The organism is Nonomuraea maheshkhaliensis (assembly GCF_039529435.1).
GTDB classification, from domain to species: domain Bacteria; phylum Actinomycetota; class Actinomycetes; order Streptosporangiales; family Streptosporangiaceae; genus Nonomuraea; species Nonomuraea maheshkhaliensis.
In genome coordinates this window covers 12,246-29,234 of the sequence record NZ_BAAAMU010000035.1, presented here as the reverse complement: position 1 = coordinate 29,234, position 16,989 = coordinate 12,246, and the positions used below count along the sequence as shown (strand labels likewise).

At 71.2% G+C, this 16,989-nt stretch carries 17 protein-coding genes; 7 read left to right on the top strand and 10 right to left on the bottom strand.

Features of this window, described 5'->3' with window-relative positions:
* The first annotated feature begins 4 nt into the window (after positions 1 to 4).
* Positions 5 to 385 carry a globin gene (locus ABFX54_RS23750; RefSeq protein ID WP_106238450.1) on the top strand — a complete coding sequence of 127 codons (381 nt, stop codon included), beginning with the start codon at positions 5 to 7 and terminating at the stop codon, positions 383 to 385.
* An 18-nt stretch (positions 386 to 403) separates the two neighbouring features.
* The gene (locus tag ABFX54_RS23745; RefSeq protein WP_346108243.1) at positions 404 to 1,915 is read left to right on the top strand and encodes a glycoside hydrolase family 13 protein; all 1,512 of its coding nucleotides are present in this window, start codon (positions 404 to 406) and stop codon (positions 1,913 to 1,915) included.
* Between the two features lie 76 nt (positions 1,916 to 1,991).
* Here ABFX54_RS23745 and ABFX54_RS23740 read toward each other — a convergent pair whose 3' ends face one another.
* The 3 genes from ABFX54_RS23740 to ABFX54_RS23730 all read right to left on the bottom strand — a co-directional run bounded on the left by ABFX54_RS23740 (position 1,992) and on the right by ABFX54_RS23730 (position 5,031).
* Positions 1,992 to 3,155 (bottom strand): MFS transporter, encoded by a 1,164-nt coding sequence (locus ABFX54_RS23740; protein ID WP_346108140.1) that lies wholly within the window; start codon positions 3,153 to 3,155, stop codon positions 1,992 to 1,994.
* Complete coding sequence (locus ABFX54_RS23735) at positions 3,152 to 3,526, bottom strand: acyl-CoA thioesterase (RefSeq protein ID WP_346108138.1); 375 nt, start codon at positions 3,524 to 3,526, stop codon at positions 3,152 to 3,154. The genes ABFX54_RS23740 and ABFX54_RS23735 overlap by 4 nt, the downstream gene beginning before the upstream one ends.
* A 68-nt stretch (positions 3,527 to 3,594) precedes the next feature.
* Positions 3,595 to 5,031, bottom strand: a complete 1,437-nt coding sequence (locus ABFX54_RS23730; RefSeq protein WP_346108136.1) for an MFS transporter — start codon at positions 5,029 to 5,031, stop codon at positions 3,595 to 3,597.
* 73 nt (positions 5,032 to 5,104) lie between these two features.
* Between ABFX54_RS23730 and ABFX54_RS23725 the strand changes: the two genes are divergently transcribed.
* On the top strand, positions 5,105 to 6,034 hold the full coding sequence (locus tag ABFX54_RS23725) for an SDR family oxidoreductase (RefSeq protein ID WP_346108134.1): 930 nt from the start codon (positions 5,105 to 5,107) through the stop codon (positions 6,032 to 6,034).
* 1 nt (position 6,035) lies between these two features.
* On the top strand, positions 6,036 to 6,854 hold the full coding sequence (locus ABFX54_RS23720; RefSeq protein WP_346108132.1) for a MaoC/PaaZ C-terminal domain-containing protein: 819 nt from the start codon (positions 6,036 to 6,038) through the stop codon (positions 6,852 to 6,854).
* Between the two features lie 97 nt (positions 6,855 to 6,951).
* Here the strand turns inward: ABFX54_RS23720 and ABFX54_RS23715 are convergent, their stop codons facing one another.
* Positions 6,952 to 7,563 carry a TetR/AcrR family transcriptional regulator gene (locus ABFX54_RS23715; protein ID WP_346108130.1) on the bottom strand — a complete coding sequence of 204 codons (612 nt, stop codon included), beginning with the start codon at positions 7,561 to 7,563 and terminating at the stop codon, positions 6,952 to 6,954.
* A 109-nt stretch (positions 7,564 to 7,672) separates the two neighbouring features.
* Between ABFX54_RS23715 and ABFX54_RS23710 the strand changes: the two genes are divergently transcribed.
* Both ABFX54_RS23710 and ABFX54_RS23705 read left to right on the top strand, forming a co-directional pair.
* Positions 7,673 to 8,827 carry an acyl-CoA dehydrogenase family protein gene (locus tag ABFX54_RS23710; RefSeq protein WP_346108129.1) on the top strand — a complete coding sequence of 385 codons (1,155 nt, stop codon included), beginning with the start codon at positions 7,673 to 7,675 and terminating at the stop codon, positions 8,825 to 8,827.
* A 5-nt stretch (positions 8,828 to 8,832) separates the two neighbouring features.
* Positions 8,833 to 10,917, top strand: coding sequence for an acetate--CoA ligase family protein (locus ABFX54_RS23705; protein ID WP_346108127.1), 2,085 nt, complete (start codon positions 8,833 to 8,835; stop codon positions 10,915 to 10,917).
* Positions 10,918 to 10,982: 65 nt separating this feature from the next.
* Here the strand turns inward: ABFX54_RS23705 and ABFX54_RS23700 are convergent, their stop codons facing one another.
* The 6 genes from ABFX54_RS23700 to ABFX54_RS23675 form a co-directional block, all read right to left on the bottom strand.
* Positions 10,983 to 12,128 carry a sensor histidine kinase gene (locus ABFX54_RS23700; protein WP_346108125.1) on the bottom strand — a complete coding sequence of 382 codons (1,146 nt, stop codon included), beginning with the start codon at positions 12,126 to 12,128 and terminating at the stop codon, positions 10,983 to 10,985.
* 131 nt (positions 12,129 to 12,259) lie between these two features.
* Complete coding sequence (locus ABFX54_RS23695; RefSeq protein ID WP_346108124.1) at positions 12,260 to 12,928, bottom strand: LuxR C-terminal-related transcriptional regulator; 669 nt, start codon at positions 12,926 to 12,928, stop codon at positions 12,260 to 12,262.
* Between the two features lie 147 nt (positions 12,929 to 13,075).
* Positions 13,076 to 13,315, bottom strand: coding sequence for a nickel-binding protein (locus ABFX54_RS23690; protein WP_346108122.1), 240 nt, complete (start codon positions 13,313 to 13,315; stop codon positions 13,076 to 13,078).
* A 77-nt stretch (positions 13,316 to 13,392) separates the two neighbouring features.
* Positions 13,393 to 14,520, bottom strand: a complete 1,128-nt coding sequence (locus ABFX54_RS23685; protein ID WP_346108120.1) for a thiolase C-terminal domain-containing protein — start codon at positions 14,518 to 14,520, stop codon at positions 13,393 to 13,395.
* A complete protein-coding gene (locus ABFX54_RS23680) occupies positions 14,517 to 14,924 on the bottom strand; it encodes a Zn-ribbon domain-containing OB-fold protein (protein WP_346108118.1) in 408 nt (135 codons plus the stop codon). The genes ABFX54_RS23685 and ABFX54_RS23680 overlap by 4 nt, the downstream gene beginning before the upstream one ends.
* 56 nt (positions 14,925 to 14,980) lie before the next feature.
* Entirely contained in the window at positions 14,981 to 15,493 is a 513-nt protein-coding gene (locus ABFX54_RS23675) for a VOC family protein (RefSeq protein ID WP_346108116.1), read from the bottom strand.
* 153 nt (positions 15,494 to 15,646) lie between these two features.
* Between ABFX54_RS23675 and ABFX54_RS23670 the strand changes: the two genes are divergently transcribed.
* Complete coding sequence (locus tag ABFX54_RS23670; protein ID WP_346108115.1) at positions 15,647 to 16,966, top strand: MFS transporter; 1,320 nt, start codon at positions 15,647 to 15,649, stop codon at positions 16,964 to 16,966.
* Positions 16,967 to 16,989: the final 23 nt, after the last annotated feature.

The following is a 16,989-nucleotide window of genomic DNA, read 5'->3' as shown; positions in this document are numbered from 1 at the left end:
AATCGTGACAGAGACCTCCTTCTACGACGCCGTCGGAGGCGAGGAGACGTTCCGCCGCCTCGTGCACCGCTTCTACGAAGGGGTCGCGGACGATCCGCTCCTGCGGCCGCTCTACCCGGAGCCCGATCTGACGGGCGCCGAAGAGCGGCTGCGGGGCTTCCTCATCCAATACTGGGGCGGCCCCAAGGACTACAGCGAGCAGCGCGGCCACCCCAGGCTGCGCATGCGCCACATGCCGTTCGTGATCGGCGAGCCCGAGCGTGACGCGTGGCTGCGCCACATGCGCGACGCGGTCGACTCGCTCGATCTGCCGGAGGAGCAGCAGACCCGGCTGTGGGACTATCTGGTCTACGCGGCCCACAGTCTGGTGAACTCCCCCACATAACGGGGCATGAGACGCCACATGGAGATCCCCTGGTGGCGTGACGCAGTCGTCTACGAGATCTATGTCCGCAGTTTCGCCGACGCCTCGGGCGACGGCGTCGGCGACCTGGCCGGGGTGCGCGAGCGCCTGCCCTACCTGCGGCGGCTGGGCGTGGACGCGATCTGGCTGACCCCGTTCTATCCCTCGCCGATGGCCGACGGCGGCTACGACGTGGCCGACTACTGCGGGGTCGACCCGCTCTTCGGCTCGCTCGCCGACTTCGAGGCGCTGGTCGCCGACGCGCACGAGCACGGGCTGCGGGTGCTGGTGGACGTGGTGCCCAACCACAGCTCCTCCGCGCACCCGTGGTTCCAGGCCGCGCTGCGGGGCGAGGGGCGTGAGCGCTACATCTTCCGCGACACCACCAACAACTGGCAGTCGACCTTCGGCGGCCCGGCCTGGACCCGGGTGGCCGACGGACAGTACTACCTGCACCTGTTCGCGCCGGAGCAGCCCGACTTCAACTGGCGCAACCCCGAGGTGCACGCGGAGTTCCTCGACGTGCTGCGGTTCTGGCTGGACCGGGGGGTCGACGGGTTCCGCATCGACGTGGCGATGGGCCTGTACAAGGCCGAGGGGCTGCCGAACGTGGGCGACCAGTCCTTCACCTCGGTCTCTCCGGTGTGGGGGCAGCCCGAGGTGCACGGCGTCTACCGCGCCTGGCGCCGGCTGCTGGACTCCTATCCGGGCGAGCGGATGGCGGTGGGCGAGGTGTGGACCGACAGCCCCGAGGACCTGGCCCGCTACGTGCGCCCCGACGAGCTGCACCAGAGCTTCAACTTCGCCTGGCTGCAGGCGCCGTGGTCGGCGCAGGCGTTCAGGAAGGTGATCGAGGAGACCCTGTCCACGGTGCCGTTCGCGACGTGGGTGCTGTCCAACCACGACGTCGTACGTCACCGCACCCGCTACGAGGGCGCCGAGCCCGGCACGGGCCTGGCGCGGGCCAGGGCGGCGCTGCTGGCGATGCTGGCCCTGCCCGGCTCCGCCTACCTCTACCAGGGCGAGGAGCTGGGGCTGCCCGAGGTTGGCGACCTGCCGGACGAGGCCAGGCAGGACCCGGTCTACGTCCAGTCGAAGGGCGAGTTGCCCGGGCGCGACGGGTGCCGGGTGCCGATCCCGTGGACGGTCGATCCGCCTTCACACGGGTTCTCCGCGGGCGGGGCCGAGCCGTGGCTGCCGCAGCCGGAGTCGTTCGCGGAGCTGAGCGTGGAGAAGCAGGAGGGGGTGGCGGACTCGACGCTGGAGTTCTACCGCCGGGCCCTGGCCTGTCGCCGTGAGCTGGCGGGAGAGATTCCTTACTCCTTGGAGTGGCTGGACTCTCCTGAGGGAGTGCTTTTCTTCGCCAGGGGGCCGCTGGTCTGCGCGATCAACTGCGGCGGGCACGCCGTACGCCTGCCGGGCCACGAGGAAGTGCTGCTGTCGAGCGGGCCGCTCAGGAGCGGGCTGCTGCCGCCCGACACGGCCGTGTGGCTGCGCCGCGCGGCCTCGTGAAGCACATGGCACTCTCGTGAAGCACGGGGCGCTTGGAGCGGTCACGACCGCTGCGAGCACTCCCGGAGGCGGCCGGTCACGACCGCTTCGAGCGCTCGCCGCGTAACGGGATGACGGGCAGGGAGACCAGGGCGGCGACGGCGCCGGCGGCGAAGCCGGCCCAGTAGCCGGTGCTCAGGATGAGCGCGCCCGCCAGCGGCGTCACGGCCAGGGAGACGGTGTTCTGCACGGTGTTGTGGGTGCCGAGCACCTTGCCCGCCCAGCCGGGGCCGGCCAGCTCGCCCGCCGAGAGGTAGGCGAGCCCGTTGCCGGCCACGGTCGTCACCGAGGCCACCGCGATCATCGCGGGCCCGAGCGCGGTGCCGGTGTAGGTGCCGGCGACGAGCAGCGCGAGCACGGCCAGGCACCAGAGGGTGAGCAGCAGGAGGGGTCGCATGCGCAGGCCGGTCCGGTCGGACCAGCGCCCGACCGCGACGCGCACCACGGCCCCGCCGATGGCCGCCACGCCGAACAGCCGCCCGGCCGCCACCGCGTCCCAGCCGTACAGCCTGACCAGGCAGTCCACGCCGTACGTGCTGACCACGACCTGGGGCACCACGTGCAGGGCGCTGGTGGCGTGCACGCGCCAGAGCGCGGGCTGCCGGTACGGCGAGCGCGCCCGCGCCGTCCCGGCAGCGCTGAGCTGGTGCGGCGGCTCGGCCAGGAACAGCGCGGCCAGCACGGCCGCCACCAGGCTCGCGCCCGAGCAGAGCAGCAGCACCCCGGGCAGCCCGTACGCCTGCGCCATGGGCGGGAGCGCGAAGGCGGCGACGGCCATGCCGAGGGTGAAGGAGACCTGGCGCACGCCCATGGCCAGGCCGCGTTCCGGCGGGCGGAACCAGCGCAGCACGATGCGTCCGCCGCCGACCATCGCGGCCGAGCCCGCCGCTCCGGCCAGCGCCAGCAGCCCGATGACCGCCCAGGTGTCCTCGACCACGGCGACGGCGGCGAAGATGACCGTCGCGAGCCCGACGCCGGCGCCCAGGACCAGCCGCTCGCCGTACCGGTCGGCCAGGGCGCCCCAGGCGACGAGGGTGCACAGGATCCCCAAGGCCGGGGCGTTCCCTATCAGCCCGCCCACCGGAAGAGAGACATTGAAATATCGCAAGATTTCGGGCATGACCACGGGCAGGCCGAACAGACCTAAGGTGACACTGGCATGGGCGTTGACGCCCAGCGCCAGCATCAGCCAGCGTCTCATTCCGCGAAGCGTTTGAGGTAGACCAGTTCGCTCTCGGTGAGCCTGCGGGGCGCCGCCCGGTCGACGTCGTAGGCGGCCAGGACGGACATGGCGGTGACGTAGACCGCCTCGTCGTCGAGGATCTCGTAACGCAGGGTGAACCGTACCGACCTGATCTCCGTCACCCAGGTCTCCACCCGCACGGGCTGGGCGCGAAAGCCCAGCGGGCGGCGGTAGTCGATCTCATGGCGGGTCACGACCAGGCCCTTGAACGGCTCGTCCCCCGCGTTGTACGGATCGATGTGGAACATGCCGAACCGGGCGTCCTCCAGGTAGTCGAGGAAGCGCACGTTGTTGACGTGCCCCTGGGAGTCGACGTCGCCGAATCTCACCGTGCGGGGATAGATGTGCCGTTCGGAAGAAGTGCGTTCAACCACGTCCGCAACCGTACCCGTCCCGGTCAGGTGGCCTTGCGCCGGGCCAGGCAGGCCAGCACGGTCAGGACGGAGATCGTGGCCATGGTGCCCAGCGCCCATCGGTAACCGGTCACGAGCTGCCCGACGGCCTCGCCCGAGAGCTGGGCGAGCGTCCCGGCGAAGACGCTCTGGTGCAGCGCGGCGGGCAGCGGGGCGGTGATGATCGACAGCACCAGGCCGGTGCCGACGACGTTGCCGGTGTTCTGCACCATGAGACGCATGGCGTTGACGATGCCGAGCCGGTTGGAGGGCAGGCCGTCGAGGATGGCGGTGGTGTTGGAGGGCAGGAACACGCCGGAGCCGAGCCCGATGAGCACGAGCCCGGCCGCCACCGCCGGATACGGCGTGTCGGCCGACATCACGGCGAGCATGACCGTCAGCCCGCACGTGGTCGTGGCGGCCCCGGCCACCGCCAGGGTGCGCGCGCTCAGCAGGCGCTGCAGGAAGCCGGAGGCCACCGAGGCGATCATGGCCGCCACGGCCAGCGGCAGCACCTTCAGCCCGGCCTGGACGGGATCGTCGCCGCGCACGGCCTGGAAGTAGAGCGCGACCAGGAAGACCATGCCCATCCTGGCGACGGCGTTGAGGAACGAGGCGAGCGTGCCGAAGGCGAAGGCCCGTTCCCTGAACAGCCCCATGTCCACGACGGGATGCGCGGCCCGCCGTTCCCGCAGCACGAACAGGGGCAGCCCCACGACGAAGGCGGCCAGCCCGCCCAGCACCACCGGGTGCTGCCAGCCGAGCCGGGTGAACTCCGACAGCGCCAGCAGCAGCCCGCCCAGGGTGAGCAGGACGAGCGCGCTGCCCGGCGCGTCCAGCCCGCTCTCGCGCCGGCCGGGAGCCGGACGGCGCAGCACGAACGCTCCCCAGACCAGGCAGATCACCCCGATCGGCACGTTGAACCAGAACACCCAGCGCCAGCCCAGGCTCTCGGCGAGCACGCCGCCCAGCGTCGGCCCGATCAGCCCGGCGATGGAGAACGAGGCCACGTAGACGCCCATCCCCTCCCCCAGCCGCTCGCGCGGGAAGGCGTCGCTGACCAGGGCGGCGCTGTTGGTGAGCAGCATGGCGGCCCCGGCGGCCTGCAGCACCCGCAGGGCCACGATCACCCAGGCGTCGGGAGCCAGACCGGCGAGCAGCGCGGCTCCGGTGTAGGTGGCCAGGCCCAGGAGGTACATCCGGCGCCGGCCGAACAGATCGGCCAGCCGCCCGAACACCACCATGAGGACCGTTGTGGTCAACTGATAGCCGAGAAGGATCCAGCCCGCGGCCGTGGCGCCGGCTCCGGTGTTCCTGGCGATCTCCGGGAGCGCGACGTTGATCGCGCTCCCGCCGAGACCGGTCAGCACGCTGGCCATGCTCACGACCGACAACGTGCGCCAGGCGTAGCCGAGGGAGGAGGTCGTACCCGTCGCCGCCAAGGGCCTGTCCTTTCTAGATTTTGATACTAGAATCCAATTCGCATCGTCAGCCGGTCAAGGATCGAGGTGTCGGATGAGCGGGATCGTCGAGGGCCGCGTGGTGATCGTCACGGGTGCGGCCAGAGGCATCGGACGAGGTCACGCGCTGGAGTTCGCCAGACAGGGCGCGAAGGTGGTGGTCAACGACCTGGGCGCGGAGGTCGACGGCACCGGCTCCTCGGGGGCCGCGGCCGAGGTCGTGGCGGAGATCGAGGCCATGGGCGGCGAGGCGATCGTCAACGGCGAGGACGTCTCCGACTTCGACGGCGCGGAACGCCTGGTGCGCTCCGCCATCGACCACTTCGGCACCCTGGACGTGCTGGTCAACAACGCGGGCATCCTGCGCGACCGGATGCTCGTCAACATGACCGCCGACGAGTGGGACGCCGTGATCAGGGTGCATCTGCGTGGCACGTTCGCGCCGCTGCGCCATGCCGCCGCCTACTGGCGATCCAAGGCCAAGGCGGGCGAGCGGGTGGATGCGCGGATCATCAACACGACCTCGTCCTCCGGCATCTACGGTAACCCCGGGCAAGGCAACTACGGCGCGGCCAAAGCGGGCATCGCGGGCCTGACCGTGATCGCGGCCAGGGAACTGGAGCGCTACGGCGTGACCGTCAACGCGGTCGCCCCCGCCGCGCTCACCCGGATGACGGAGAACCTGATGCCCAAGGGCGCGAGCGTCGCCGCCGACCCCGACGACATCGCGCCGGTGGTCGTCTGGCTGTCCAGCGCGGAGGCGCGGGCGATCACCGGGCGGGTGTTCAACGTCCGCACGGGCGTGATCAGCGTGGCCGAGGGCTGGCACGCGGGGCCCGGCGTGGACAAGGGCTCGCGCTGGGATCCGGCCGAGCTGGGCTCGGTCATCCCGGCCCTGGTCGAGAAGGCCGCGCCCAACGCGCTGACCAACGGCAGCATCCCCGCACACCCCGGGCATTCCGGAGATCTCGGACAGGAGGACTGAGATGGCGCTCGACCACACCCTCGTCGGCGTCGAGAGCCCGCCGCACGAGCGCACCTGGACCGCGAAGGACACCATGCTGTACGCGCTCGGCGTCGGAGCGGGCACCGGCGAGCTGGCGTTCACCACCGAGAAGAACCAGCGGGTGCTGCCCACCTTCGCCGTGCTCGCGGCGCAGGCCCTGGGGCGGCGGCTGGGCGACTACGACCCGGCCATGCTGGTCCACGCCGAGCAGGCGTTCGAGCTGCACAGGGAGCTGCCGGCGGCCGGCGGCGTGCGCACCACCTCGAAGGTGACCGGCATCTACGACAAGGGCTCGGGTGCGCTGGTGACCCTGGAGGCCAGGGCGGCCGACCTGGACACGGGTGAGCTGGTCGTCGCCTCGCGCAGCTCGGTGTTCATCAGGGGCGAGGGCGGCTTCGGCGGCGACCGGGGGCCGAAGGACACCTGGGCCGCGCCGGACCGGGCGCCCGATCACAAGGTGACCTACTCGACGCTGCCGGAGCAGGCGCTGATCTACCGCCTGTCGGGCGACTACAACCCGCTGCACAGTGACCCCGAGTTCGCCGCGCGGGCCGGGTTCGACCGGCCGATCCTGCACGGTCTGTGCACGTACGGGGTCACGGGGCGAGCGTTGCTGCACGCGGTGGCGGGGTCGGATCCCGGGCGGTTCAAGGCGATGTCGGGGCGGTTCTCCAGCCCGGTCTTCCCTGGCGAGTCGCTCACGGTGTCGATCTGGGCGGACGGCGGGGACGTGCTGTTCAGGACCGCCAAGGACGACGGGACCGTGGTGATCGACCGAGGCCGGGCGACGATCGCCTGAACCGGCCTTCGTCTGGACCGGCCTTCGGCTGAGTCGGCTTTGCGGCTGGTCGGCTTTCACCTGGCTCAGCTTGCGCCTGGGTCAGATTGCGCCTGGGTCAGCTTTCGTCGAGTGATCTGAGGGGGTCGAGGCGGTGGATCAGCGTCACCGCCGCCTCGATGACCTCCTGCGCCTCCTGCTCGCTGTCGGAGGTGGCGACCTCGCGGGCGGCCTCGCCGATGATGCTGGTCAGCACGGCCACGGTGAACCGGTCGAGCGGGTCGCCCCCTGCCCCCAGCAGGACCGCGTTCTGGCGGACCCACTCCCTGCCCCTGGTGCGGCGGATCAGCTCGAAGCCGGGAGGACCGTCGCCGTCGATGAAGAGCCGGGCCAGGTCGCGCCGCTCCCACGCCCCCGCCAGGTAGGCCCGCGCGCCCGCGATCAGCAGCTCGACGGGGTCGGAGACGCCTTCCTTGCGCGCCTTGGCGACGCTGGCGGCCGACGCCTGCTCGTGGGCGGCCTGGTGGTCCTCGTACAGGGCGAGGAAGAGCTCGGTCTTGCCGCCGAAGTGGTGGTAGAGGCTGCCGACGCTGGAGCCGGCGCGGGCGACCACCTCGGAGACGTTGGAGTCGGCGAAGCCGTGCTCGCTGAAGACCTCGCGAGCCGCCTGCAGCATGCTTTTCCGGGTCTGGGCCGTCCGGCTCCACTCCCACGAGGACTTGCGTGCCATGCCCGTCATCCTAGTGCCAGGAATTCTAGAATCAGATTCTTGACATCCCCTCACGACGGCTAGAACCTTTCCTAGAGAACGATTCTAGAAAGTGCCCCAGGAGGCGGTTGTGGACTTCTCGCTCACCCCCGAGGAACGGCAGATCCGCGACACGGTCAGGTCCTTCATCGAGAAGGAGGTCATGCCGCTGGAGCCCGAGGTGCTGCGCAACGAGCGCGAGGGCCGCCCGGGGCTGGCGCCCGACGTGCTGCGCGACCTGCGGGCCAAGGCCAGGAAGTCCGGGTTCTGGGGCATCAACACCCCCGAGGAGTACGGCGGCGCCGCGCTCGGCCCGATCATGTCGGCCATCATCGCCATGGAGACCGGGCGTACGTTCGTGCCGTTCACGTTCGGCGGCAGCGCGGACAACATCCTCTACGCCGGCACCGACGAGCAGAAACAGCGCTACCTGATCCCCACGATCGAGGGCGAGCGCCGTTCCTGCTTCGCCATCACCGAGCCGGGCGCCGGCTCCGACGCCCGCAACATCCGCACTCGTGCCACCCGCGACGGCGGCGAGTGGATCATCAACGGCGAGAAGACGTTCATCACCGGCGGCAGCGAGGCCGACTTCGTCATGGTGTTCGCCGTGACCGAGCCGTACGGCGTCACCTGCTTCCTGGTCGACCGCGACATGGGCTGGACGTCCGACCCGATCCCGACCATGGGCCAGTGGGGCCCGGCCTCGCTCGTGTTCGAGGACGTCCGGGTGCCGGAGGAGAACATCCTCGGCGAGCTGGGCAAGGGCTTCGAGCTGGCCATGCAGTGGATCGGCCAGGGCCGCTACATGATCCCCGCGCGCGCCATCGGCGCGGCCGAGCGCATGCTGGGCATGGCCATCGAGTACGCCAAGATCCGCAAGTCCATGGGTCAGACGATCTCCAACTACCAGGCCATCCAGTGGATGATCGCCGACTCCCAGGTGGAGATCGAGTCGGCGAAGTGGCTGACGTTGTACGCGGCCTGGCGGGTGCGCGAGGGCATGGACGCCCGGCACGCCTCCTCCATCGCCAAGCTCAACGGCGCCGTCATGGCCAACCAGGTCGTGGACCGGGTGCTGCAGATCCACGGCGGCATGGGCTACACCAAGGAGCTGCCGATCGAGCGGTGGTATCGCGAGCTGCGCCTGCTGCGCATCTTCGAGGGCACCGACGAGATCCAGCGGCGTACGATCGCCCGCAACCTGATCAAGGGACACGCGCGGCTGGGCCTGATCGGGGAGTGAACGGGATGTCGGTCGGGGAACTGTTCAACCCGCGCTCGATCGCCCTCGTCGGCGCCACCGACAAGTCCGGCTGGTCGATCAGCACGCTGTCCAACCTGCGCACCCACGGCTTCACCGGCTCCATCCACCTGGTCAACCCGCGCGGCGGCGTGGTGCACGGCCTGCCCGCCCGCCGCAGCCTGACGGAGATCGCGCGGCCAGTGGATCTGGCGTACGTGATGGTCCCGACCGCGGCCGTGCTCGGCGTGCTGCGGGAAGGCGCCAAGCTGGGCATCCGGTGCTACGTGATCCTGACCGCCGGGTTCGGGGAGGCGGGCGAGGAGGGGGCGCGGCTGGAAGCCGAGGTCGCCGGCTTCGCCGCCGAGCACGGGCTGACCATCCTCGGGCCCAACGGCAACGGCTACATCAACGCCGCCGCCGGCGTGACCCCGTACGGGCTGCCCATCGCCCAGCCGCTGCTGCGCGGCGGGGTGGGCGTGGTGCTGCAGAGCGGGGCGCTGGCCAGCTCCGTGCTGTCGTTCGCGCAGGCCCGCAACGTGGGCATCAGCCTGCTCACCTCCATGGGCAACGAGTCCGTCGTCACCGTCACCGACGTCGTCGACTACCTGGTGAACGATCCCGCCACCAAGGTCATCGCGCTCTTCCTGGAGAGCATCAGGGACCCGGCCGCGTTCGCCCGCGTGGCGCGGCGGGCGCTGGAGGCGGGCAAGCCGATCGTGGCGCTCAAGATCGGCCGCAGCCGGCTCGCCTCGCACACCGCCCAAGCGCACACGGGGGCCCTGGTCGGGGACGACGACGTCATCGACGCCGCGCTGCGGCAGCTCGGCGTGATCCGGGTGCGTTCGCTGGAGGACCTCATCATCACGGCGGGGCTGCTGGCGTCCACGGGGGCGCTGCCGGGGCGCCGCGTCGGGGTCGTCACGCCGTCGGGCGGGGCCTCGGAGATCATCGCCGACCGGGCCGAGGACGAAGGGCTGGAGCTGCCGCCGTTCGCGCCCGAGACGGTGGCGCGGCTGGCGGAGATCGTCCCGTCCTTCGGCACCGTGCAGAACCCGCTCGACGTCACCGGCTACGTCCTCATCGACCGCACCCTGCTCGGCCGGGCCCTGGAGGCGGTGATCGCCGATCCGGGCATCGACCTGGTCATGCTGCTGTCGGAGCCGCCCAAGCTCGCACCGCCCGACCCGGCTCCCGTGCTGGCGACGTACGCCGCCAGCGCCCGGCGCATCGCCGCCTCGCCCGTGCCGGTCGTCGTGGTGAGCAACGTGCTGACCGACATCACCGAGTTCGGGCGGGAGGTGCAGCGGGAGACCGGGTTCCCGTACGTGGCGGGCGGGATCGAACACGGCCTGCACGCCATCGGCGCGGCCGTGCGCTGGTCGGAACTACGGTCCGGAGCACTCTCCCGTCCTCCGGCTCCGCCCACCGCCTCCTTGACCGTTCCGTCCGGCGCCACGGGGGTGTGGGCCGAGCACCGCGCCGCCGGGCTGCTGGCCTCGGGCGGCCTGCCGGTGGTGCCGTCGGAGCTGGTACGCGAGGAGGCGGAGGCGGTCGCGGCGGCCGAGCGGTTCGGCTACCCGGTGGTGCTCAAGGCGGCGGCGGAAGGGCTCGGGCACAAGAGCGACGTGGGCGGGGTCCGGCTCGGGCTCGGCTCCGGCGAGGAGGTGCGGCAGGCTTACCGGGAGGTGACCGCCGCCGTGCCCTCACTCGACGGCGTACTCGTCCAGCCGCAACGCCGGGGCGGCGTCGAGCTGCTGGTGGGCATCGTACGGGACCCCGCGTGGGGTCTGACGCTGGCCGTGGGGCTGGGCGGGATCTGGGTCGAGGTGCTGCGCGACACCGCGCTGCGGGTGCTGCCGGTGGACGCCGCCGAGGTCCGCGCGGCACTGGCGGAGCTGCGCGGCACGGCCCTGCTCGACGGGGTCAGGGGCGGCCAGCCCGCGGACCTCGACGCGGTGGCCGATGTGGTGGCGCGGATCGCCGCGTTCGCAGAGTCGCTGGGCGACGGGCTGGAGTCCCTGGAAATCAACCCACTCCTGGTGAACGGATCCCACATCGAAGCCCTGGACGCCCTGATCACCTGGCGCTGATCCGGGCCCGCCGGACGTCCAGGCCGCTCCAGCCTCGTTACGCCATCCGGGAGGCCGGGAGCCGGTCAGTCGGCGGTGGCGGGCCGGTCGTCCGTTGGGAACGGCACCCGTACCGTGACATGGGTGCCTTCTCCCGGTGCCGTCTCGACCGTGGCGGTGCCGCCGACCGAGGCGGCGCGGTCGATGATCGAGCGGGAGATGCCGAGCCCCGGCGGGCGCCGGTCCGGGTCGAAGCCGGTGCCGTGGTCGAGCACGCTCACCGTCGCCACCCCCGCTCTGGCCTCCGCCCACACCACGGCGTGCCGTACGCCCGCGTGCTTGGCCACGTTCGTCAGGGCCTCGCGCAGCGCGCCCGCCAGCGCGTCCACGCTCCGCGGCGAGATGCGGCCCCGGTCCGGCGAGGCGCGCAGGCGGCCGGCGTTGAACTCCACGTGCAGCCCGCCGCCGACCGCCTGCCGCACCACCGTCTCCAGCGCGGCCAGCACGTCGCTGCCGGGATCACCGTTGTCGCCCCGGAGGTACGCGCGCAGCCACCGCGACTCCTCCGCCACCCGCGCCCGCACCGGCGCGTCGGCGATCCACCCGTCCCTGACCAGGGCCTCCAGCGTCTGCAGGATCCGGTCGTGCAGCACGCGGGCGGTCCTCGCGCGCTCACGCTCCTCCGACAACTGCGCGGTACGCAGCACCTCCTCGGCCCGCGCCCGGTCAAGGTCCCTGGCGTTGTGGACGAGGATCGTGGTCACGTACCAGGACACTCCGGCGTTGGCCGCCATGCCCGCCAGGTGCGGCAGCGGATGCCACCACTCGTCGCCCGCCAGGACCGCGCCGAGCGTGAACGCGCCACCCAGCAGCGCGACCCAGGCCGCCACCGCGGGCCAGGGCCGGAAGGACACCCCGACCATGACCGCCGCGAGCAGCACGTACGGCAGCGCGGTCCCCGGCCACCACGCGGCCGCGACGGCGGGGGCGAACCACGGCACCGCCACACACAACGCCGCCACGAGCGCGTAGTCCGCGGCCAGCAGCCACCGGGACGGGAGCCGGCGGCGTGCCCCGGCCAGCACGGAGATCGCCAGGCTGGTCAGCGCCAGGGCGGCCAGCAGCACCGGAAGCGGCCCGACACCGACCCACCGAGCGTCCTCGATCACCTCCAGCGCCCCGCAGAGCACCGCCGCACCCACCTGGAGCGCCACCATCCCCACAGCCCGCATACGCTCAACGGCCGCCATGCCCGTTGCGCGAGGGGTCGCGCCCGCTGCGCCGGATGCTGCCGTGCCCGTCTCGCGAACCGCGGCGCCTGTCTCGCGAGCCGCCATCCCCGGCTCGTCGGCTGACGGGCCGCTCATGGCCGGTCGCGGCGTTCGATGCGGTCCAGGGCGGCCCTCGTGAGCTGGGCCTTGTTGCCGACCTGCAGCTTGCTCCTGATCCGCTCCACGTACGTGTCCACGGTCGCCTTGCTGATCTGCAGCCGGCGGGCGATCTGCGCGTGAGTGAAGCCCTGCGCGATGTACGACAGCGTCTGCTCCTCGCGCTCCGACAGCCGCGGCGGCGCGGGTCCGGCGCCACCCGGGGCCTCCAGCTCGTTCTGCAGGATGTCCGCCAGGCCCGCCGACAGGTAGAAGCCGCCGGCGGCGACCGTGCGCACGGCGTCCACGACGAATTCGGCCGGCGCGTCCTTGGTGACGTACCCGTTCGCCCCGGCCCGGATGGCGGCCAGGACGTCGGCGGGCCGTCCAGAGGCGGAGACGATCAGGACCCTCGTGACGGCCGACAGCTCCCTGATCTCGGCCACGCAGGGCCGGTCGGTGGCCAGGTACAGATCGAGGACGAGCACGTCGTGGTCGAGATCCGAGCCGCGCAGGTCGCCGAGGTCCGCGCCCTGGAGCACGACCTTGAGGTCGTCGGAGCGGTGCAGGAGGTACTCCAGGCCGTGCCGGATGAGCTCGTGGTCGTCGATCACCGCGATGCGAATCACGTCGTGTTCCCATGGGGGCTCGGAACGCGGAGGCATGCCGGAAGGGTGGGCAAGGGCCTGCATGGCCGACAAGTCCCACAAAAGTACTACAAGCAGGAATGGGCAGCCCAGAGGCCGCCCATCCCGCGAAATCCGGCTTCGCGACCTCACCGATCCGGCCGATCGGCCCCCAGCCGGATCCGGCTACTCCACCTCCACCGGCAGCTCGTAGCTCTCCGTAGTCGGGTGCCCCGCCTTCTCGTGCACGCGCAGCACCGCCTCCTTCGACGGCCCCGACGACAGGCAGAACACCTTCCCGGAGTCCGGGTCGAGCCAGGCGCGCTCGACGTGCGCCCCTTCCGCCGCCTCGATGGCCAGGTCACGCTCGTGCGCCGCGCGCAACTGGTCCTCGGTGGCGCCGATGAATCCACTGTGCACGTCCATGAACTTCGGGATGGCGCACCCCCTCCTCCTTCGTCCGGTTTCCCTCCAGGAGTATGGGCGTTCCATCCCGTGTCATCTCAAGGCAGGCGGTTCGACAGGACCAGCGTGGCGGCGGAGGCGAACATGCCGCCGTTGCCCAGGACCACGCTCACCTCCACGTCCGGCACCTGCGCCGCGGCCTCCCCGCGCAGTTGCCGCACCGCCTCCTGGATGGCGAACATGCCGTACATCCCGGTGTGCGTGTACGACAGGCCGCCGCCGTTCGTGTTCATCGGCAGGCGCCCGCCGGGCGAGGTGTGGCCCTCGGCGATGAACGCGCCCGCCTCGCCCCTACCGACGAACCCGAGGTCCTCCAGGCCGTAGATCGGCACGTGGGCGAAGGCGTCGTACACCATGAGATGATCCACGTCCTCGTGGCCGATCTTGGCCTCGGCGAAGGCCGCCTCCCCCGAGAGCCGGAAGCCCTTGGAGGTGGTGAAGTCCTCCATCTGCGAGATGATCGGCGACTCCGCGGACTCGCCGGAGCCGAGCAGGTAGACCGGGGAGCGGCGGGCCCGGTCCTCGGTGGTGACGATCAGCGCGCCCCCGCCGTCGGTCACCAGGCAGCACTCCAGCAGGTGGAACGGGTAGGCGACCATGCGCGAGCCGAGCACGTCCGCCACCGTGATGAGGTCCCGGAACATCGCCCGCGGATTGAGGTGGGCCCAGCGCCGCTGCGCCACCGCGACCTCGGCCAACTGCTCGTGCGTGAGACCGGTCTCCTTCATGTAGCGCAGCGCCGTAATCGTGAACGACGTGGGCGGCCCGACCACCCCGTACGGCAGCTCGAACTGCCCCAGCAGCGAGTCCGGCCCCATCCCGAAGCGGCCGGCGCCGACCCGCGAGCGGCCCGACTCCCCATGGGTGATCAGCACGGTCCGGCACAGCCCCGCCCGGACGGCCGCGGCCGCGTGGCGTACGTGGAACAGGAACGACGAGCCGCCCACACCGGTGCCGTCCAGCCAGGCGGGGGTGATGCCGAGGGCGTGGGCGATCTGGACCGGGCCCGGCGTCCCGACGGTGGCGATGCCGTCGATGTCGTGGATGCTCATGTCCGCGTCCGCGAGCGCGTTCCTGGCCGCCTCCAGGTGCAACTGCGTCGTGGAGTGGCCGGGGAGGCGGCCGACCTCGTCGGTCTCGGCGGCGCCGGCGATCACGATGGTCATGCGGCGCCTCCCGCCGGCTCGAAGAGCGGCACACAGACGTCCCCGCGCCGTTCGAACACCACCCGCAGCTCCATGTCCAGCGGCAGCTGCTCCGGTACGTTCGGCACGCCCACGATGTTCGTCATCATGCGCACGCCCTCCTCCAGCTCCACGACCGCGATCGCGTACGGTGCCTCGTCCTCGAAACCCGGCGCGGGGCGGTGGTTGATGACGTAGGAGTACAGGGTCGCGCGCCCGCTGGCCCGGACCCATTCGACCTGGTCGCCGCCGCAACGGGGGCAGTTGGGCCGGGGGTAGAAGTAGTGCCGCTCACACGTCAGGCAGCGCTGGATGCGCAGCTCGCCCGCGGCCGTGCCGTCCCAGAAGGGCTGGGTCTCGGGTGTGGGCTTCGGTACCGGCTTCATCGGCCTCCCCAATCCTAGTTCTAGAATCACACTCTAGATCTAGGTTCGGGGAGGGCTCAAGGGCTCGGAATGCCGTTGCCGTTCCTGCCGCGCCCGGCCAGCACGTCCTCCAGCGAAGGCCGCGTGTCGCCCGGCTCGCGCGGGCCCGGCTGGGCGAGCTGGATGAGCACGCCGTGCGCCTCCTTGGGATGCAGGAACACCTCCTGCCAGCGCGCGTCGGCCCGGTTGAGCCCGTACAGGCGGTAACCGCGGGCCGTCAGCCTGGCCACCGCCGCGTCCAGGTCGTTGACGTGGAAGTTCAGGTGGTGGACGCCTCCCCTGCCGCGGGTGAGCTCGAAGAAGCTGTCGAAGAACGTGGATCCGGCCAGCGGCTCCATGAGCTCGACCTTGCCGCCGTTGGCGTAGGTGAGCTGAAGGGTGCGAAATCCGGCGATCCGGTTGTCACCGCCGCCGCCCAGATGGCGGCCGCCGAGCAGGTCACGGTAGATGGGCAGCAGGTCCGTGATCCGGGGCGCGGCCACGGCCGTGTGATCGAAGGACACCTCTAGGCCGTCGAGTTCCAGGTCCACGCGGGGGGCTCCTCACTTCGGGAATCCTAGAATTTCATTCTAGCCGCTCACTCTTGACGCCGCCGCAAGTGAGGAGCAGCATCGCAGAAGTAGATTCTAGAGCTAGCTTCTAGAACAGTACGGGGGGTTCGGCCCGACCAAGAAAGGCTGGCCATGAGGCTGTCCTACGCCCGCGAGCTCGACGAGTACCCGACCGGCGCCCGCCGCATGAAGATCCTCACGATGGCCGTGCTGGCCATCCTCATCGGCTCCTACGAAGGGCAGATCGCGCCCGTCGTTCCCCTGCTGCTCAAAGACCTCGACATGTCGCTGGCCACGTACGGCGCCGTCTCCGGCACGGCGGCCGTGGCGGGCGCCATCGCCTCCATCCTGGGCGGCCGGCTCACCGACCGGCTCGGCCGGGTGCGTCTGCTCATCCCGCTCATGGCGCTGACCGCCATCTGCTGCTTCGGCATGACCCTCGTCCACAGCCCACGGGACCTGCTGATCGCCCGGATCGTCCTCGCGTTCGTGGACGGAGTGGCCATGGCCAGCACCGCCCCGCTGATTCGCGACTTCTCGCCGCGCATGGGCCGGGCGCAGGCGTTCGGCTTCTGGACCTGGGGCCCGGTCGGCGCGAACTTCCTGGCCGCCGCCGTCGCCGGATGGACCCTGCCCATCTTCGACAACTCCTGGCGCTCCCAGTTCGTCATCATGGGCTGCTTCTCCCTGGTCATCTCCGTCGTCATCGCCCTGAACATCGCCGACCTCTCCCCTGAGCTGCGGGCCAGGATCCAGCACACCGAACGAGCCGGCACCCAGGTCGTCGACCTCGGCCGGCCGCCGCGCCTGCGTTCGCTGTTCAGCCGGCCCAACATCTGGGCGCACGTCGTCGGGATCTCGCTGTGGCTGGTGCTCTACATCACGCTGTCGCTGTTCGGGCAGACCATGCTGGTCGGAGCCCTGGGTATCAGCAGCGCCGAAGCCTCCACGATCATGGCCGCGTTCTGGAGCCTCAACCTGATCACGCTCATCGTGACGGGCCGGCTCTCCGACCGCACCCAGCTGCGCAAGCCCTTCTCCCTGGCCGGCACCGTCGCCGCCGTCCTCGTCACCGCCTACCTCGCGGTCTCACTCGGCCAGGAAGGTGTCTCCACCGGCACGCTGATGGTGATCGGCGCGCTGCTCGGCGGCTCGCTCGGCGTCGCGTACGCGCCCTGGATGGCCAACTACTCCGAGGACGCCGAGGACGCGGACCCGCGCCTGCAAGGGACGGCGTGGGGGTTGTTCGGCTTCCTCAGCAAGGGCATCGCGGTGATCGGGCTGCTGGTCATTCCGCACGTGGTGGAGGCGACCAACTGGCAGACATGGCTGTTCGTGGCTCTGGGCTGCCTCGTCCTGTTCATCCCAGCGATCCTCCTCTTCAACGGCCCCTGGCGCCGCCCGTCCTCGACCCCCACCACGGAGATCACCGTAGGCAAAGCCGAAGTCTGACCACCACCCCAACCCCGACTCCG